This window comes from Marinagarivorans algicola (genome assembly GCF_001292705.1).
In the GTDB taxonomy this organism is placed as follows: Bacteria; Pseudomonadota; Gammaproteobacteria; order Pseudomonadales; family Cellvibrionaceae; genus Marinagarivorans; species Marinagarivorans algicola.
On record NZ_LGAK01000023.1, the window covers coordinates 20,862 to 38,013 of the forward strand.

Here is a 17,152-nt window from a genome sequence, read left to right on the forward strand (position 1 = left end):
AGGTGGTTGAGTGCAATAAAAAAGGCGCCTTTAAGACGCCTTTTTGAATATTCATGCAAGCTATTACGCTGCATTTTCACCGCTTGAATTAGCGGCATCTTTATGATGCTCTAATGTTTCCTGTGGTTTGGTGGCCGATTGATTAATAGCAATACTCCTTGGCTTCATCGCCTCTGGTATTTCACGCTTTAATTGTATGGCCAGTAGACCATTAGCTAAGTCGGCACCCGTAATTTCTATGTGGTCTGCCAAATTAAATTTTCGCTCAAAGGCGCGATTGGCAATGCCGCGATGCAAGAACTTTTGCTCTTGGGTTGAGGATTTTTTACCCCGTACAGTGAGTATGCCTTTTTCAACCTGTATATCGAGCTCTTGTTCGGTAAAACCGGCAACGGCAATCGTAATGGCATAGCGGTTTTCTTCTAGCTCTTCAATATTATACGGTGGGTAGCTAGGTGCTGCCGCATCATTATTTAAGGTGTGGTTTATTAATGACGCAAAACGGTCAAAGCCAACGCTGTTGCGGTATAACGGTGTGAGATCAATGCTATTCATAAACTATTCTCCGAGAAGCAATAATTGTTAACGATTAAATTAAGGGTTGCTTGCAACGTGCTATAAGCCCCGTTGCTGCCCTACTAATTTAGAGGCGAAAAAAGTCTTTTCAAGGCTTTTTTAAAAATAAATGAATAAAAATATTTTTGAAGAGAATGTGCTTTAAGCGCGCATTTTCACATGATTAAAAACCGGTCGCTACCGTGCTAAATGTATCCAGTATCTTGGGAGTTAAATGATGAATGCAAGGGCTCCTTGTTGATCGGTCTAGTCATAACTTTGGATAGCCACTTAGCAGGCTAATATTTTCTAGGGCGTATTCAGCTATTGATTGCCCATTGAGCGACTCGGCGACATTAACAGTTTTACCATTATTTAGGACTGCTGTAATGACAAAATGCTCCGTATGATGATTGCCTATGGTACTGTGGCCGGTGCTTTTTATAGCGAGATGTTTGATTGTATGAGAGGCATAAAAGCGTTGCCTTGTTTTTATGCCCAAAATATAGCGCTCGGTATATAAGCCGGCATGACCTATTTTGACATGGTAGCTATTGAGCAGTTTGTAAAAGCCACATAGCGACAACGCTCCCCCGAGTAAGCTTAATATCATGACCATGAATATTGGTGTGTCATCGGTAAAGCCAATGCCGATCCCTACACCCCAAAACACCAATCCTATTATTAACAATAAGGCATTGGTTTTAAGGTCGCGCCCCGCTTTATGCGCTAGGGCAATGCCGCCGCTTATTTGTTGTATGTTGAGTAGTGATTCGAGTGTTTGCTCTTGGGTATCACGTGTTTGTGCATTATCGGCGGTATTTGTAATATTGAGCTGGCTTCGCTCTGTGCCGTGAAACGCGGGAATGGTGAACTGACGGCTTAGCGTTGCCTTGTTATCACTGAGCTTAAGTGTGATTTTCCAGCAGTGATAATGCTGCGAGCGAGGCTCTGATGCTGGAAGCTGGTTGGGAACATTAAAATAAAATGCAATATGTGATTGCGGGTGGCCCGTGGTATTTTGTGCGACTACTGGGGCGCTGCCTTGGGTTTGCCACACGATGCTTTGCTTTGATTGCCTATCTCTACCGCTCCCGCTTTGATAGTGAAGAATACACTCTAAGGTGATATGCGCGGTGCTGGCGTTGAGTGGCCTATCGCATTTAATTGTGCCGCCAATATGCCCGCCAATCGCACCTGGATAAGGTTCTAGCCATAAAGGCGTAGGGCCAAAGTGGCGCCATAGCATCGTTTTTTTGATTGCCCAGTACAATGACAGTAAGCCTATCAGTACAAAAATCAAAACAAATAAAGTGCCGTAGTTGCCTTGCGCAAGTGCTGGCGGCACGGTGTTTATTGCCAGCGCGAATGATACCGCGCACCCTATCAGTGCGAATACCCAAGTGCCTATTAAGCTGCTTTTGGCGTTTGATGTGATAGGGTTTTGCCAGCCTTTATTGGCCCTCCAAGGGGCGTCGGGGGCATATGGATTTGATGTTCTCCAAGTGTTTTTTCTTATTGCTGATACGATGAAGCCTATGCCTATGCCGGTAAAAATCACGGCAAAGGCAAGTTTAAAGGCAAAAACACTTAGTCGTAGCTCGGGGTAAATCACGCTGTCTTGAGGGTTGTTAGGGTTGACATACACAATAATAAGATCGCTGTTATCACGATGTTCTTGCAATATAGCGCCTTTGTCTTCTTGCCAAGAGCCAAGATTATCGTAGCTGTCATTAATGCCGACGCGCGAGTGGGTGTAGTTGCGCCCATTCACGCTGTAGGTATAGGTCGCTGTTGCCAAAAAAGTGGTTGAGTCGTCACTGTGGCTTACTTTGAGTTCGGCGTGAGTTACGGTGGCGGGTACTGGGTTCCAGTGCCTCATTGCGTGCCATTCATACACAGACGGTATAAGACTGAAGACTAAAAAGCTTAAGCCGATCGCAAGACAGGGCAGGCTAATCAGTAGCGTTTTGAGGGGGACGCGAAGGTTTGGCGTCATGAAAGCTCCTACACGATGTTTTGTGTAGGAGTGTAGTCTTTTGTGCACCACTCGGCGAGTGCGTTAGGCTGATATAGGAGTCAAGCTGCGACACTTTATAATAAGGCGTTCTTACTCCTCGGCCGTGTTACTCGAAGCGTTAAACGCCTAGGTATACGGCCTTAGCGTGCTTGTTTGGCCAATTGCTTTTCGAGCTCTTTTTCGAGCTCTTTGGGTGAGCCGGTATGTCGCGCTAGGAGCTGATACATCACCGGCACAATAATCAGTGTGAATATTGTGGCAGCAATAATACCCGTGAGCACAACAATACCAATGACTATGCGCGTTTCTGCGCCTGCACCACTGGAAAAGACTAAAGGCAATGAGCCGAAGGCGGTTGTAATGGCTGTCATAATAATTGGGCGCAATCGCTGGCCAGCAGACTCTATGATGGCACGCTCAAAGGCGACGCCTTGATCGCGTAACTGGTTGATGAATTCGACAATTAAAATACCATTTTTAGCCGCTAAACCCACCAGCATAATGATGCCTATTTGGGAGTAAATATTGAGCGTTTGCCCAAAGGTGTACAGCCCTATGAGTGCCCCTAAAATGGCGAGCGGTACGGTGAGCATAATGACCAGAGGGTGTACATAGCTTTCGAATTGTGCGGCGAGTACCAAGAAAACAACAATAAGGGCAAGTGCAAAAATAAAGTAAATCGATTGCCCGCTGTCGCGAAGATCTTGTGATTGCCCTTTAAAGCTAATAACGGCTTCTGCGGGTAGGTGCTCTTTAGCTAAAGCCTCTAGGTAGCTAATCGCTTCACCTAGGGTGTAGCCATCGGCAAGGTTAGCCTCGAGGGTAATGGCGCGCATGCGATTGTAGCGGTTTAGACTGGTCGCATCGGCTCCTTCTTTGATGCTAACAAGGTTGTCGAGTGTGATTAGCTCGCCGGTGCTATGACTGCGCACGTAAATGTTGGCCATATCCATAGGTGTGTTTTGCTGGCTGCGCTCGCCCTCTAAAATCACATCATATTCTTCGCCGCGCTCCACAAATGTGGTGACACGGCGCGAGCCTTGTAGCGTTGCTAATGTATTACCAATCTCCTGAGCGCTGACGCCTAAATCGGCGGCACGCTGAGTGTTGATGTCGATGAGTATTTGGGGTTTTGTTTCTTTGAAGTCGTGATCTAGCCCGATTAAATTCGAGTTTTGGCTGGCTTTTTCCATGAGTATGTCGCGCCATTGGGCGAGTTCGTCGTAGTTGCTGCCACCCAGTACAAATTGTACGGGTTTGCCAAAACCGCGACCTAATGCCTGACGCATCACAGGGAAGGCTCGTACGCCGGCAAGGTCACCTAAACGCTTGCGAACATCACCCATAATCGTAAAGGCTGAGCGGCGATCGGCCCAATCCTCTAATACAACAATGACAAAGCCGCCGGAATAGTCAGCAGTACTGCTAAAGCTACCGGGTGTGCGCACAAGCAAGCGTTTGACTTCGCCGTCTGCCACAAGCGGCATGAGGCGCTTTTCTATTTCATCCATATAGCTTTGCGAATAAGCAAAGCTAGAGCCTTCGGGGGCAGAAACAATCACAAAAAATGCGCCGCGATCTTCACTTGGGGTAAATTCGCTGGGTACTTGTGTGAATAAGAGACCGCAACCGGCTAATGCACTAATGAGTATCCCTAGGGTGAATAGAGGTTTTTTGAGTTGCCGAGCCAAGAAGGCTTGATAGCTAACGCGTAGCGTGTCAACTAGCTTGTTGACTCTCACGGTGACGGCGCTGGGTTTGTGATCGGCCTGTAATAGCTTTGAGCACATCATGGGTGATAGTGATAAAGCAACGATCGAAGAAAACCCAACCGCCGCTGACATTGCAACAGCAAACTCGGTAAATAGCTTGCCTAAGTCGCCCTCTAAAAAGGTGATGGGTAAAAACACGGCAATGAGTACGGCAGTGGTGGCGATAATTGCAAACGATACTTCTCTTGCGCCTAAATAAGCAGCAACAAGCGGCGGCTCACCTTCACTGATACGGCGATGAATATTCTCTAGCATCACAATGGCGTCGTCGACGACCATACCAATAGCCAGAATCATCGCGAGTAGTGTTAATAAGTTAATGGTGAAACCAAGCATTAACAAAATAATGAAGGTACCCATCAGAGACACCGGAACCGTGATGGCGGGAATCAGTGTTGCACGGGCATCGCCTAAAAACAAAAAAATGACAGCAATAACGAGTACCATGGCAATAAATAGCGTTTGGTAGACCTCGCTGATAGATTGTTCAATAAAAACGGCACTGTCGTAACTTGAGAGCAGTTCCATACCTGCGGGTAGGTCGCGGTTGACCTCGGTGAGTAACGCACGAGCTTGACGGGCAACCTCTAAAGTATTAGCGGTAGACTGCTTGGTAATGCCCAGGCCCACCATAGGTACGCCATTGCCGCGGAATGATTTGCGATGTTCTTCGGCACCTAGCTCAATGCGAGCAATATCGCGCAGTTTAATCAGATGGTTATTGTTTTTAACAATAACTAGCTCGCCTAAGCTCGCTGCATCTAAGTAACTGCGCTCGAGTCGCACGGTGAATTGTCGCTGATCCGACTCGACACTGCCTGCAGGTAGCTCGATATTTTCGCGGCGCAAGGCTTGTTCAACATCGCTGACGGTCAATTGCCTAGCTGCGAGTGCGTTGCGGTCTAGCCAAATACGTAAGGCGTAATCTAGTCCGCCCCCCACACGCACGCGTGCCACGCCATCGAGTACACTAAAGCGGTCGACTAAATAACGGTTGGCGTAATCGGTTAACTCGAGTAAATTCATGCGGTCGCTAACAAGGTTAAACCACATAATCGTATCATCATCAGCCCCAGCTTTAGAGACCTCTGGCGGGTCGACGTCTTCGGGTAGTTGATCCAAAATACGCGATACTCTATCGCGCACATCGTTGGCAGCGCCGTCGATATCGCGGGTAATATTGAACTCGATACTGACTCTGGAGCTGCCATCTTGACTGCTGGATATGATGTTTTTAATGCCCTCTATGCCCGATATTCTGTCTTCGATAATTTTAGTGATTCTACGCTCTACGACAGCGGCAGCTGCGCCTCGGTAAATGGTTTCGATTGTTACAACTGGCGCATCAATATCGGGGTATTCGCGCAGCGGAAGTTTGTCGAATGCGACTAAACCAAACGCTAAAATCAGCAAACTAATAACAGAAGCAAAAACAGGCCGTTTAACGGCGAGGTCGGTAATAATCATTAGTTGTCACCACGCCATTGCTCTATTTGCGGCGTTACTTGGCTACCTGGCTTTACTTTTAATAAGCCTTGCAAAACAATATTGTCGCCAAGCGCTAGGCCGTGAGTGATTTCTACAATGCCTTTTTGCCTAACACCTGTGCTGACGGGTGTTTCGGTAACGGTATTTTGCGCATCGACACTGTAGACAAAGTGCTGTTGGCCACGCATAAATACCGCTTGCTCGGGCACCATCATTAATTGTTGCGTACTGTTGACAATATTAAGTGTTAATAGCATACCTGGGCGTAACTTGAGTGCTTTGTTATCAATAGTGGCGCGTACTTTAATACTGCGATTAACAGGGTCTACGCGGGTATCGAGCGTGCTAATAGTGCCTGTAAAAGTTTGATCTGGGTAGGCCGCGCTTTGAGTGTTGACGCTGTTACCGACCTTTAAGAGCCCCAAGTGCTTTTCGGGGATAAAAAAGTCAATGTTGAGTTTTTCTATTGCGTCGAGAGTGGTGATGGTGTCACCAGGGCGAGCGAGTGCACCAGCGCTTAAATTACGAAGGCCTACAACACCATCAAATGGAGCAGTTAAGGTCCGTTCAGCTAAGCGGGCACTCACTTCAGCAATATGGGCTTCGGCATTATCGATTAAGGATTGACGCTTATCGAGCTCTGAAGAAGGGATCGACTTGGTGCGCACAAGATTTTCTATGCGAGCATATTCACGTTTTTGCTCTTTAAGATTGATTTTGGCGCTTTTGAGCAAGGCTTGCTCTTCAGCTTTTTCTAACTCGATTAAAACAGCGCCTTTTTTGACTTTAGCACCTTCTTGCATAGGGAGGCTGGTGATGCGCTCGGCAATAGTGCTAGTGACTTCAATAGACTCTATGGCCTTGGTGGTGCCAATGGCCTCTAGTGTTTGAGTGACTGTTTGCTTTTGTACGTTATGTAGCACAACCGCAGGCGCACTTGAAGGGCGCTGCGTGCTGGCGTTGTGTGTTGTATAAAAGCGCCAGCCAATGGCTATGCAAACGCTGAGTAATAAAAGGGCACCAATTGTTCGCATGTCAAACCTCGATATGTACGCTGTAAACAGAGCGATAGTTAAAATAAAAGCTGACACTCAAATTGGTGTCATTCAAAGTATGTATGTAAAGTCGCTGGACTGTACGTATAAAAGTAAAATCTGTACGACATTACTTAGTCAAATTGACAAATACCCATCAGAGGCTGCCCAGTTTTGCGATTTCTGAAGTATTGTAAGTGTACTTTGTCTCATTACTCTGCATCTCAGCGCAGGTGTAATAATAGGTGCATTATGTACTACTGATTATTGCCGTTTTAAAATAATCACTGTAATGGCCTAAAATCTTTTGACTAAATAAAGTGCGGCCTTTTAGTACGCTATGTCTCAAATAGTTCCATGGTTGCGATGATAAAATACTCCGACAGAGATAATCGAAGCCAATGGGGTGCTGTTGCCACCTGTAGTTGCGATGAACAGGCGCGTACGCGGCAAGAGCCGTGTATGTGAGGTGATGCTCGGGGAGAGGGAAATTTTAGGCAAAAAAAAGGCAGATCCGAAGATCTGCCTTTTTATTATCTATTAGATCAATAATCCATTAGATAGCAACGATGTTCTCAGCTTGAGGACCTTTTTGGCCATCAGTAACTGTGAATTCAACTTTTTGGCCTTCAGCAAGGGTTTTGAAGCCTGAGCTTGCAATTGCGCTGAAGTGAGCGAAAACGTCTGGACCAGACTCTTGCTCAATAAAACCAAAACCTTTAGATTCGTTGAACCACTTAACTGTACCTTTAACTGTAGACATAATAATATCCTGAAATTTTAATTTATGTTGCCCAAATGGGCATGGGGTGCGTAAAAATGTAGACTTGAACTTAAAAACTGCAGGACGAGTATTACGAATAAAACAGCGAAATGTAGCATGTAAATAAGAGACTTCTTTCTAGCTGCGGTCACTGTATAGATGTTTTCTTGCTCTGTCTAGAGCTATCTTAGTTTTATTTTATGCTGGGCTCAACCTTTAACGTGGGTATATAAAGGTGAATATTTTTTTAGCCTCGGTAGGCCGCTAATCGCGCATACTTTACCTGTAAAGCTCCGCTAAATAGAGGCCTAGTTGTTACAGGTTGTGAGTGCCAGACTTTTTAGGCACAGCTAAGGTGTCATTTCTTTTTGCCAGTTGATTTTTATATTCGCTGGGCGACATGCCCGTAAAGCGTTTAAAAAATCGGTGGAAAGCTGATTTACTGTTAAAACCCGAAAGGTAGATAACTTCTAAAATAGGGGTTTCTTTATGCTCAGGGTCTGAGAGTATTCTTTCGGCTTCGAGTGTGCGATAAGCGTTAATAAACTCAGAAAAGCTGTGCTGAAAGTACGTGTTAATGAGGCGTGATACCTCTTTGGCTGGCAAGCTCAAGGCGACGGCAAGTTTTTCTAAATTAAGCGTATGACTGAGGTAAATCTTATCCTCTTCAATGGCTTTTAGAATCAAGGCTATCGCAACACTGTCACACTCTTCGGTGGGGGGGGTGGCGAGTGTTGGTCTGTAATCGGGTGAACTGATTTGATGCGCGATCATGCTAGGTGTCTTGGTATGCTTGGGCTGTTGATGCTGTGCCGATATTGTCGGTGCTAGGTAATGAGGTGTGGATGCGCTGTTAGCATTATGCGCTGTCTTGTTTAGGGCCGCTGACGGGCTGCTAACGTGATGACTTAAAGTCGGCTTAGAGTTTTGTGTTAGTGCAGCCGTAGGCTCTAGGTGCGGGCTCGGCTTGTCGCTCCCTAAAATGGGTGTGAGTGTTCGAATCATAGTAAAGGCATAGACAAGTAGGCCGTTGACTAAAATTAGGCCTAAAAAGTCACTGACTTTACCTAACGAATTAGCGGTTTCTGAGGGCAGTGACTGGCCGGCAACGTGAATCCCTAACGCCAGTAGCCATTGCGCTAAAAAACCAAACGAAAGCAGCTTAATCCAGTAGGTGTAGTGGTATTCGTTGCCGGTATAGTGCGAGTCGTATAGTGCATTCATGTTTCGTAGAGAGATGATGCTTACGATAGCGTAGGCGGCAGGTACCGAGCGGGCTAGTAGCCACCAGTACACCGACCCCATGCTTGTGAGGCCAGAGTCACGAGTCGAGGCAATTTCGTAAATGCTTAAGTCTTTTAAAACAATAATGCTCAGTGCTCCCCAAAAGGGGAGTGTATGCAGCAGGTGGATAGGTTTGAGCGTAAAATTGGGTTGGCTGATTGTTTTGATAAAAATATACAGTAAGGGCCCCTTGGCTGTTAGTGCCAAAGTGGCTAATGTGAGAGTGATTGGTGAGAAGGCTATCAAAGCTTCTCGGATACCGTCATGCCAAATGAGGAGCATGGCCACTGAGTCAAGGGCGATAGCAATAAAGAAAAGACTTAAGCTACAGCGGCATAGTAATGAAGGGACCGGAATGGTGCGAGTCATTGCGATCAAATAAAACATTAATGCGCATTCGAGGATTGTTGCGATAAGCGAAAGATCTGTAACTGAAAATAAAATGCCTTGCATGCGAGTAACTTATCTTAGTGTTGTGTGAAACAGGTCTAGGGATAGATAAACCGATTTTTTTAGCGCTATTGACACAAAGCCTTCAAAGTTTAGGCGGTACTGCCCAGTTGAGCCAACTGCCATTACTCAGGGGTGTTTTGGGACAACGGATTAATGCATTGATCATTATAGGACGCTCGTCTTGCTTTTGTTCTTGCTTCTCTTTTCTTACTATTGCCGGTTACATAGTTTAAGCGGCGCTTGGTTGGGCGCTGTACTGTCCGCGGTCGCATGGTAATAGCGTGCTGTCTAAAAAATAGACAGTATATGTGCTCAGATGCGAGTGTTTGATATAACCTAATAGTACGCTGTTTTGGGATCTATGCTTTGGTGTTCTCTATTGTGCTCCTGAACAGACAGCCCATTTAAATTCGACAATAAGTCATAAAGTACATGAATTTTCTTCAATTTTCTTCTTTTTTTGTTCTATGGTGAGTTTTTTGACGTCCCATTTAGCTATTTTTAGTACGCGGTCCCAAATATTGACTTCTAGTCATTATTACTTAAACGGCTGTTTTTTAAGTGATTTTTGTTTTTATTGTGTGGGACGGCAGTCCCGTTACCTACTTTTTTGCGCTGCGTCTCACTTTCCCCACTATCGTCTTTGCTTGAGACCCGTTATCTTTCCCACTACCGAATAAAAAAAGTATACAAGTGAACAAGGCAAGAGGCTGTTCTTAAGTTTTCAGCGACTGCTGCTAGTAAGAACTTTGGCAAGAGAATATGTCGTGATGGTGTGCGATTGTCTTTAAAGGCATATTTAATAATTTTTTACAACATGGTATTTACAATGTTTACGATGAATCTGTATAGACCTTTGTGGGTTGTACTGGCGCTAAGCGTGGCAGGATGTAGCGGTGGGCAAGATGATGCCTCCTCTACCAATAACTCCTCATCTCTGGTGGTTTCGAGTCACTCGCCAAGCTCAGAGCCAGCTAGCACGCCGCCGATGAGTTCGGTCTCTTCGAGTGCGTCATCCTCAATCACAGCTTCGACAAGTGGTTGCCAAGCAGATATCGACCGTGGAAAGGCGCTTTATAATGCGGCGGGCTTAAACTGCACGACATGTCATGGTGCCCCAGATGGTACCAATAAAACACCTGGCGCTGGTGCCAACCCTAGCATTGCCATTTTTGATGCGCCTTATGGTGCTATCGGTGCCGGTAAACCTTCTGAAGGTGCGTTAGATGTGTATATTGAAAAGCACATGTCGGTTTATTTCGGCTCTAACTGCACCGAGGGTAACGCAACTTGCGGCGATGATCTGGCAGCTTATCTCTATGATACAGCGGGACAAAATTGGTGCGCGCAGCAGGGTTCGCAAGCACCATCTAGTGCGGCCTCTACCAGTAGTGCGGCTTCTTCGGCGGCGCCAGATAGCCCCTTACATTACGTGACAGTGGCAGCGATCAACACCGGCGGTGACAACGCTGATGGCGACGGTCATATCGCGTTTAAGGCTGACAACAGTTTTACCGGGGGACAGGTGTCTGATGTTTCCGGCGGCGTTACCGATATTGCCAACACTAAAGATGACATTTTGTTTTTTACCGAGCGTTGGGGCGAGTCGCAATATGAGCTAAACCTCTATAATGGAACCTTTGATATTGAATTTGGTTTTATCGAGTTAGTCGAAGAGCATACCGCGGGCTCACGGGTTTTTAATGTCGCGATCGAAGGCGATATTAAATTGTCAAACGTGGATATCGTTAAGGCGGCAGGCGGTACGCGTGAAGCTTTGGTAAAACGCGTTAAAAACGTCAAAATCACTGATGGTAAACTTAATATCGACTTTAAGGCGGTGACTCACAATCCGACGGTATCGTACATCAAAGTTCAGCGCATTGAATGGCCTGGGGAGCAGTACGATCGCCTATGTGCATCGTGTCATGGCGGCCCGAATGGTGAAAAACGCACAGAGCTCGGTGATGCCCTAGTCGCAAGCCGTTGCACGGTGTGCGGCGATCAAAAAGTGCTCGAGAATTATATTGGCGGCACCATGCCCTTTAAATTCCCGCAAGCGTGTACAGGGTCCTGTGCTAAGCGTATCGCAGATTATATTCATCGCAAATTTGCCGGTTACGGTGATAACCCGCCAGTAGAGCTCCCTGACTTCTTAGATAAAGGCGGCGATACCAATAGCTGTGGAGCACCGAATACAGAATTTAATCATTTGCGCCGTGTGGCTAGTGCAGATTATAACCGTATGGTGGCCGACCTATTTAAAGTCACAGGTAACTTTACCAAAGGCTTTAGTGCAGACCAATTAGTGGGTAACTTTTTTATTAATACCACGCGTTCGGCCGAGCCTGGACAAGTTGAGCAATACTTTGCGGTAGCGGCTACAGTTGCCGATGAAGCCCTAAAAACTTTACCGAAGTGGATGCCTTGTACGGATAAAACATATGCTTGCGCCAAGCAGGGGCTAGAGACTGTTGGGCGTCGAGCGTTTCGTCGGCCTTTAACCAATGCTGAGGTCAATCGGTTTATGGCGAGTTTCACCAAGGTCAGACAAGGCGCTGAAAACTTAACGATCGGCTTTGATCGTGGCATCGCGGTGTTGGTGCAGAGCCTATTAACCGCACCGCAGTTTTTATACTATGTGGAGACGGGAGAGGGCAGTGGCCAAGTGGTGCCGTTAACGCAATATGAGTTGGCTGCCCGCCTAGCGTTGTTCTTATGGCGTAGTTTGCCCGATGATACATTGTTAGATTTGGCCAAGCAGGGAAAACTAAAAACCAACCAGCAAATACAAGCGCAAGCGACTCGTATGCTGAAGGATGCACGAGCTAAAGGTGCGGTGATGCTATTCCATCGGGAATGGATGAAGGTCAAAAACCCTGATGCCGGGACTAATGGCTATAATCAGCAAGTAGCTGCTATGGTCGATTTTAATCGCACAGTGAGCGCCGTTACCTTTGCCGATGAGGGCTCTTATAAAGCTTTATTTGAAGTAGATTATGGTTTTTTAAATGTGCATACAAAGGCTTTATATAAAGTGCAAGGCGATGCTATTGAAGCCGGTGCAAACGGGTATGACAAATACGCACTTAACCCTAACCGTCGCGCAGGATTGTTAGCGCGCGCACCCTTTTTACGCAGTAATGATTCTCCAACTGTGCGTGGTATTTTCTTGAGAGAGCATGTGCTGTGCGGCGTTATTCCAGCGCCACCACCTAACGCGGCCGAAGCCATACCAGAAGCTGATGACTCATTAAACCCACGCGATTTATTTGCTTTACATACCACAGATCCAGGTTGTGGCGGTTGTCATGTATTGATGGATCCTTTGGGTTTCCCCTTTGATCACTATGATGACGAAGGCCATTGGCGCGATCGCTACCCAGCTACCGCTGCGGTGCCCGGTGGTTTTGATATTGATATATCGGGTAACTTCTTGTTAACCGATGTCGATGGTGACTTTGAAGGTGCTAAAGAGCTACAAGATAAGCTAGCGAGCAGTAATGATGTCAGTCAGTGCTATAACTATCACTGGTTTGAATTTGCTGTAGGTCGTAAAGCTTCTACAAAAGATACGTGTTCTTTGGGTAAAGTTAATGAGTTAGCTGCCGCTGAGGGTGGGTCAATTTTAGATGTTATGACCTCGATTGTTCTTAGTGATTCATTCCGCCACCGTCGCACTGCGCCTTAGAGGTACATTCCATGAAAAAACACAATATTGCTAATAACTATTCTCGTCGTACTGTGATAAAAACCTTAGGGATAACAGCGGCAGCTCCTTTTATTCCGGTATTGAATGCAGAGGCTGCCGCAGGCGATGGACCCAAGCGATTATTAATTGTTACAACGCCTAATGGCTTAGGTGATGGCGCTACGCCCACTAAGCCTGGGGCCGACTACGTTAATGGTAGTGCTTTTGGTGCGCTGAATAAGCATAAAAAAGATATCAATATATTTAGGGGTATCGACTTCAAGGCTTACAATACGAACTTATATAAAGTGACGAATAGCCACCCAGCATTAGCGCCACACCTACTCACCGCAGCGGTGACCGAGCGCGCAAATGCTAATGAAGATGCCAATAGCCAGACAGCCGTTTATCACTCTAAAGGTAAGTCGATCGATCAAGTGATTTCACAGCGGCTCATGGCCAACGACGCGACGAAAACGGCAATGCCCTTTATTTATGCCGGTGTTAAAACTGGGCGAGGCTCTTTTTATCATCAGGTATACAGTCGCGCGGGCGCCTCGTTATATCCGCAGGTAAATGCACAAACATTACACAGCCAAATTTTTGATGGCAGTGATGCCAGTAGTGGTGGGGATCTGGCATTACAGCGTCGACTTGCCGAGCGTCGTAGCGTTATTGATAATGCGACCGCTGAAATAAATGCCGTGATGCGAGTGCTATCGAATGTCGATAAGCAAAAAATGCAAGATCACTTAGATGCTGTGCGCCAACTGGAGCAGCAATTGGCGTTTGAAGAGAGTAATACCGGTGGTGTTGCGTGTATGCCGCCTACGCTGAAAGCGGAAAAAGGGGCTCAAGATGAGCGCTTCCAAATTGATGGTGAAAACATGATGGATATGATTGTGCAGGGTTTTGCCTGTGATCGTACCCGTGTTGCCACATTAATGTGGTCTAACTCGGCTAACGGTATTAAATTTACCAGCAAAGGTTTAACCGAGGGGCACCACTCCTACACTCACAGTAATATTTTTAGCCAAGCGAAAAAAGATGCGCGCAATAAAATTACACAGTGGTATGCCGAGCGCTTTGACTACCTCATTAAAAAGATGAAAAGCATTCCCGAGGCTGGCGGCACTATGCTGGATAATACGTTAATTATATGGACGTGCGAGCATTCAAACGATCGGGGTGAGCATGATAGGCGTAATATTCCTTATATTACGGCTGGCTCTGCTGGTGGTGCGATAAAGACGGGCAACTTTTTTGATTTCTCGAGCAATCGCCGCGGGCACGGAGACATGTATGTGACGGCAGCTCACGCGATGGGCTTCACGGATATTAACCGCTTTGGTATTCCTGAGGTATCTCAAGGCGTGTTACCTGGCGTGTTAGCTTAGGCGCTACGCTGCTACTTATCATGGTCGTAGTGGTTTAGCCTCAATAAGCCCTTGAGTTAATCATTTGAGGGCTTATTGCCTTGGCAAGCTAAAAGGCGCTGTTAATCACGTCTTGTAGTTCGGACTTGAGCTCTTTAGCTGTCATGATCCAAGCATCATCGGTATCGTTGGGGAATACGTTGACCTGGAGGTGATCGGCTTCTAGTCCTTCAACCCATTTCATAAAAAACTGCGGTAGTGCAATACTCTTTGCGCTTAAAGCCTCGCTGGCGCTTCGAGCATACTGTGTGGCTAGGTCTGCGCTAGGCCATACCAGCAAGGTTTCTAGTTCCAACTCGTCACTGTATAGCTTAAGAAACTCTTGCTTGTCATTGATTAAAATCCATAACTCTCTTTGCTCGGCGGCCACGGTTAAAAAATAATCATAGCGATCTTCGCCAGAAAGCTCTTTTACATCGTTTAATGTATACGTCATGATTTTTGTCTTAGTCAGTATTGGAAGATGAGATCAACGAGATGTAACTCATATGATGGATTGGGCTGTATGCAGGTTACCATTTCTTGAGTAATGAGAAAATTTTTAATCGATAATAAAGCCATCAAGCAAAGCCTAGATAGCCAGCTCAGGCAAACTTAGCAAGGGGAGGTTTGAGCGGTTTATTGAGGCTGGCATCAGCGTGCAGTAAAAGGGCGCGCAGTATGGATAAATACGGTGCTTGAAGAGTAAATATTATAAAATTTGCATTGAATACACGATCAGCGATCTAATGGCAGGCTTGAATGCGTAAGCGTTGTCAAATATGGTTATTCAACTAGATGACTACATATAATCAGCAAATTTAGGTACAGCTATGTTTTTAAAACCCGAAAAATCTCAAATGATTAAACCTGAAAACGCTTTAAAAGGCCGCGAAACGGTACAGGAAATTACCGGTATTCATTGTGTGACCGGCAATACTATGGTGCCACCTTTTGCACAGGGCTTAGAGCGGGCGCTATTTGGTATGGGGTGTTTTTGGGGGGCTGAGCGCAAACTTTGGGGGGTCAAAGGTGTTAGTGCTACAGCCGTAGGCTATAGCGCTGGCTTTACACCAAACCCTACATATGAAGAGGTATGCTCTGGTTCAACTGGACACAGTGAGGTCGTATTGGTTATTTATGATCCAAAGCAGGTGACTTTTGCCCAGCTATTAAAGGTGTTTTGGGAGTCGCATAATCCCACTCAAGGTATGCGCCAGGGTGGCGATGAAGGCACGCAATATCGGTCGGGTATTTATGCTTTTGATGAGGCTCAATTAGCGCAGGCGCTTGCCAGTAAAACTGAATATCAAAGCGCGCTCAATGCAAAAGGTTTTGGTGAAATTACTACGCAAATTGCACCAGCGACCGAGTTCTATTACGCCGAAGAGTATCACCAACAATATTTAGAGAAAAACCCTAATGGTTATTGCGGTATTGGCGGTTGCGGAGTCGATTTAGCCTAAATACCTCTGAGCACTCTTATGGTGAGTGACTTGAAAGGCGGTGTTGATTTTTACCTCAAGTTTTTTATGGGCATAATTGGCGTAAACTCAGTATTCCAATGGATACTTTGTTGTATTGCGCTATAGTGTTGCCGAAATAATGGCTAGGTATCCATCAGTACTTCGTTTTTGAGTAACTCTTTAAACGCGTCTTTTTTAAAGTACAGGTGGGTTGCTGCTGGGCTCACTCTTCTCGAGTGTTAGCAGGCGCTTGACCTGTGCATTGCCCAATGTTGTTTTTATTGTTGCTGTTATTAAGTGAGCGTTTTACATTATTTGAGTGCCTTTTATTAGAGGTTTTGCATGCTAATAGGACTTTTAGAAGATGACCCCGCACAAGCTCAGTTGCTGATAGCGTGGCTAGATGGCGCGGGCCATCAAGTTGCTCATGCGGCTAGCGGCGATGATTTTTTAGAATTATACCGCCAGCAAGCTATGGATCTCGCTATTTTAGACTGGCAAGTTCCTGATAAAACTGGGTTAGAGGTTTTGGCGATTTTGCGAGGGCAATATGAATGTCAAATTCCTATTTTATTTTCAACGCAGCGTAATACTGAGGCTGACATTGTCACGGCTCTACAGTCGGGCGCTGATGATTACCTGACAAAACCTGTACGCCAAGCTGAGTTATTAGCACGTATTACTGCGCTAGGTCGTAGAGCGGGTGTTGTGGAGGTTAGCGAGGTCATGACTTTTGGGCCTATTGATTTTAATACACAGTCGCAAACGGTATCTGTAAGCGGTGAGCCTGTAAAGTTGACACGTAAAGATTATGCCGTGGCTTTATGCTTATTTCAAAATGTTGGCAAAGTACTATCGCGAGAATTTTTGTTAAAAACAGTATGGGGTGTAGATTGTAGCCTTGATACGCGGACTGTGGATGTACATGTGAGCCGAGTGAGGCGGGCCTTAAAGTTGGGTGCAGGCACAGGCTATGGCGTCAAAAATATTTATCAACATGGTTACCGGCTGCACCTGCTCGAAGAGTCAATACTATAGTGAGTATGAGTGATGACTTGAAACCTTGCCCTAAAAATTGACTGCACAGCTCCGTCTTCTTGCAAGGTCCGCTCACATTATTATTTATGCATATTATTGTTATGCACGTTGTTGTTGCGCCACATTTTGTTATTTAAGTCATATACAGGTACTTCTCATAGTTGTAGGTACCG

General features: G+C 46.0%; 11 protein-coding genes. 4 read left to right on the top strand and 7 right to left on the bottom strand.

Translation table 11 applies throughout. From position 1 onward, the window contains the following. Positions 1 to 63: 63 nt before the first annotated feature. The 6 genes from AC438_RS09380 to AC438_RS09410 form a co-directional block, all read right to left on the bottom strand. Entirely contained in the window at positions 64 to 555 is a 492-nt protein-coding gene (locus AC438_RS09380) for an Hsp20 family protein (protein WP_053981002.1), read from the bottom strand. A gap of 271 nt (positions 556 to 826) precedes the next feature. Beyond that, entirely contained in the window at positions 827 to 2,554 is a 1,728-nt protein-coding gene (locus tag AC438_RS09385) for a DUF3592 domain-containing protein (protein ID WP_082354065.1), read from the bottom strand. A gap of 161 nt (positions 2,555 to 2,715) precedes the next feature. Next, positions 2,716 to 5,814 (bottom strand): efflux RND transporter permease subunit, encoded by a 3,099-nt coding sequence (locus AC438_RS09390; protein WP_053981004.1) that lies wholly within the window; start codon positions 5,812 to 5,814, stop codon positions 2,716 to 2,718. Continuing rightward, complete coding sequence (locus AC438_RS09395; RefSeq protein WP_053981005.1) at positions 5,814 to 6,869, bottom strand: efflux RND transporter periplasmic adaptor subunit; 1,056 nt, start codon at positions 6,867 to 6,869, stop codon at positions 5,814 to 5,816. Before AC438_RS09395 ends, AC438_RS09390 begins: the two co-directional genes overlap by 1 nt. Before the next feature lie 556 nt (positions 6,870 to 7,425). Then, complete coding sequence (locus tag AC438_RS09405; protein ID WP_053981007.1) at positions 7,426 to 7,632, bottom strand: cold-shock protein; 207 nt, start codon at positions 7,630 to 7,632, stop codon at positions 7,426 to 7,428. A 315-nt stretch (positions 7,633 to 7,947) separates the two neighbouring features. Further along, a complete protein-coding gene (locus tag AC438_RS09410; protein ID WP_082354066.1) occupies positions 7,948 to 9,369 on the bottom strand; it encodes a helix-turn-helix domain-containing protein in 1,422 nt (473 codons plus the stop codon). An 829-nt stretch (positions 9,370 to 10,198) separates the two neighbouring features. On the opposite strand from AC438_RS09410, the gene AC438_RS09415 reads away from it, so the two are divergent. Then, on the top strand, positions 10,199 to 13,060 hold the full coding sequence (locus AC438_RS09415) for a malectin domain-containing carbohydrate-binding protein (protein ID WP_162230723.1): 2,862 nt from the start codon (positions 10,199 to 10,201) through the stop codon (positions 13,058 to 13,060). An 11-nt stretch (positions 13,061 to 13,071) separates the two neighbouring features. After that, a complete protein-coding gene (locus AC438_RS09420; protein WP_053981010.1) occupies positions 13,072 to 14,457 on the top strand; it encodes a DUF1552 domain-containing protein in 1,386 nt (461 codons plus the stop codon). A gap of 88 nt (positions 14,458 to 14,545) precedes the next feature. Here AC438_RS09420 and AC438_RS09425 read toward each other — a convergent pair whose 3' ends face one another. Further along, positions 14,546 to 14,932: a DUF2750 domain-containing protein gene (locus tag AC438_RS09425; protein ID WP_053981011.1), complete on the bottom strand. Its 387-nt coding sequence runs from the start codon at positions 14,930 to 14,932 to the stop codon at positions 14,546 to 14,548. Positions 14,933 to 15,308: 376 nt separating this feature from the next. Between AC438_RS09425 and msrA the strand changes: the two genes are divergently transcribed. Both msrA and AC438_RS09435 read left to right on the top strand, forming a co-directional pair. Further along, positions 15,309 to 15,941: a peptide-methionine (S)-S-oxide reductase MsrA gene (msrA, locus tag AC438_RS09430; protein ID WP_053981012.1), complete on the top strand. Its 633-nt coding sequence runs from the start codon at positions 15,309 to 15,311 to the stop codon at positions 15,939 to 15,941. Positions 15,942 to 16,283: 342 nt separating this feature from the next. Further along, positions 16,284 to 16,979, top strand: coding sequence for a response regulator transcription factor (locus AC438_RS09435; RefSeq protein WP_053981013.1), 696 nt, complete (start codon positions 16,284 to 16,286; stop codon positions 16,977 to 16,979). Positions 16,980 to 17,152: the final 173 nt, after the last annotated feature.

Bases quoted from the DNA above. Each gene is read 5' to 3' on its own strand.
- AC438_RS09435 (WP_053981013.1), top strand. From the start codon at position 16,284: ATGCTAATAGGACTTTTAGAAGATGACCCCGCACAAGCTCAGTTGCTG.
- AC438_RS09385 (WP_082354065.1), bottom strand. From the start codon at position 2,554: ATGACGCCAAACCTTCGCGTCCCCCTCAAAACGCTACTGATTAGCCTG.
- AC438_RS09425 (WP_053981011.1), bottom strand. From the start codon at position 14,932: ATGACGTATACATTAAACGATGTAAAAGAGCTTTCTGGCGAAGATCGC.
- AC438_RS09390 (WP_053981004.1), bottom strand. From the start codon at position 5,814: ATGATTATTACCGACCTCGCCGTTAAACGGCCTGTTTTTGCTTCTGTT.
- msrA (WP_053981012.1), top strand. From the start codon at position 15,309: ATGTTTTTAAAACCCGAAAAATCTCAAATGATTAAACCTGAAAACGCT.
- AC438_RS09420 (WP_053981010.1), top strand. From the start codon at position 13,072: ATGAAAAAACACAATATTGCTAATAACTATTCTCGTCGTACTGTGATA.
- AC438_RS09380 (WP_053981002.1), bottom strand. From the start codon at position 555: ATGAATAGCATTGATCTCACACCGTTATACCGCAACAGCGTTGGCTTT.
- AC438_RS09415 (WP_162230723.1), top strand. From the start codon at position 10,199: ATGTTTACGATGAATCTGTATAGACCTTTGTGGGTTGTACTGGCGCTA.
- AC438_RS09405 (WP_053981007.1), bottom strand. From the start codon at position 7,632: ATGTCTACAGTTAAAGGTACAGTTAAGTGGTTCAACGAATCTAAAGGT.
- AC438_RS09395 (WP_053981005.1), bottom strand. From the start codon at position 6,869: ATGCGAACAATTGGTGCCCTTTTATTACTCAGCGTTTGCATAGCCATT.
- AC438_RS09410 (WP_082354066.1), bottom strand. From the start codon at position 9,369: ATGCAAGGCATTTTATTTTCAGTTACAGATCTTTCGCTTATCGCAACA.